Origin of the sequence: Nostoc sp. 2RC, assembly GCF_014222165.1 — a bacterium.
In the GTDB taxonomy this organism is placed as follows: Bacteria; Cyanobacteriota; Cyanobacteriia; order Cyanobacteriales; family Nostocaceae; genus Nostoc; species Nostoc linckia.
This window is the reverse complement of the sequence record NZ_JACKZU010000718.1, coordinates 1-1216: the sequence shown is the minus strand read 5'-3', so window position 1 is coordinate 1216 and position 1216 is coordinate 1. Positions and strand designations below refer to the sequence as shown.

Sequence of the window (1216 nt, the reverse complement as noted above, 5' to 3'; positions counted from 1 at the left end):
CCCATCTCCCCTACTCCCCCACTCCCCCAGCCACTTCCACAATCAGTTCCTTGATTCGATCCTGTGGTAAGCCTAACTCCTGACTGAGAGTGGCTTGAAGTTGGTTCATATCGGTGATGGGAAATTCAAATACTATGGTTTTGAGAACTGAGTTACTGGTTTTAACGTTCACCCGTGAAATTCCTTGTTGTCTGAGGATTTGCACTTCTATGGCCGCTACTCTTTTTGTCATTTGCCGTGATGATTGAGTATCGGCTAGCAGGTATTTTTTGGTGACATGATAGCGACTCAAAATTCGATCTCCAACAAAGCCGCTTCCCAGCCAAAAAACTAGTCCAATCACGGGTAAGGACAACCAAAATACAAACCCCAGCGATCGCAACACTTGAAAACGTTGAAGTTGCTGCATGGAAAGCATGAGATAGAATACTTACTGTTACTTCTGTGTTATTTAACCTTAATCCTAAAACTAAGAAGTAAGCAAAGACAGCAACTTAAGCAAATGGCATGTTGATCTTACTAGTAGAAGATGACGCATCGCAGTTAGAACCACTAAGAGCAGCATTGTTAAAAGCGGGGCATATAGTAGATGCAGTGACTGATGGCGAAACAGGACAGTGGTTTGCCCTACGCAAAGATTATGATTTGCTAATTTTAGATTGGATGTTGCCCAAAGTTAGCGGCGTAGAATTATGTCAAACCTACCGACACGCAGGTAAAGTAGCTCCCATACTCATGTTGACAGCCAAAGACACTGTTTCCGATAAAGTCAAAGGTTTAGATGCTGGAGCCGACGATTACTTAGTCAAACCCGTGGATGTGCTGGAATTATTGGCACGGGTGCGGGCACTGGGAAGGCGATCGCCAATGTGGCAAGGAGATATACTCACCTTGGGCGATTTGCAACTTCATTTATCCAACTTGATACTTGAACGCGGTTCCCTAACAACTCAGCTTTCTAGCCGCGAGTTTCAACTCATGGAATATATGATGCGTCATCCCCGCCAAGTCTTATCTCACGGTCAAATTGAGCAAGCCCTGTGGAATTGGGGAGAAGAACCAGAAAGTAACGCAGTTACCACCTTAGTTCGCCGTTTACGCCAACGGCTACAAACTATTGGTATCAAAGATTGGATAGAAACCGTACATCGTATGGGTTATCGGTTAAATCCGCCAAGTTAGTGGAGAGATGGGGGGATGGGGAGATGGGGAGATG

At 45.1% G+C, this 1216-nt stretch carries 2 protein-coding genes; one reads left to right on the top strand and one right to left on the bottom strand.

Annotation, left to right across the window (positions count from 1 at the left end; genetic code table 11):
- Nucleotides 1-10: 10 nt before the first annotated feature.
- Complete coding sequence (locus tag GNE10_RS34640; protein ID WP_260447152.1) at nucleotides 11-418, bottom strand: hypothetical protein; 408 nt, start codon at nucleotides 416-418, stop codon at nucleotides 11-13.
- Nucleotides 419-507: 89 nt separating this feature from the next.
- Here GNE10_RS34640 and GNE10_RS34635 point away from each other — a divergent pair, with 89 nt between their 5' ends.
- On the top strand, nucleotides 508-1182 hold the full coding sequence (locus GNE10_RS34635; RefSeq protein ID WP_099073528.1) for a response regulator transcription factor: 675 nt from the start codon (nucleotides 508-510) through the stop codon (nucleotides 1180-1182).
- Nucleotides 1183-1216 lie beyond the last annotated feature (34 nt).

What these genes read in the sequence shown, in the direction of transcription:
- GNE10_RS34640 (WP_260447152.1), bottom strand. Translation starts at nt 418, where the DNA reads ATGCTTTCCATGCAGCAACTTCAACGTTTTCAAGTGTTGCGATCGCTG.
- GNE10_RS34635 (WP_099073528.1), top strand. Translation starts at nt 508, where the DNA reads ATGTTGATCTTACTAGTAGAAGATGACGCATCGCAGTTAGAACCACTA.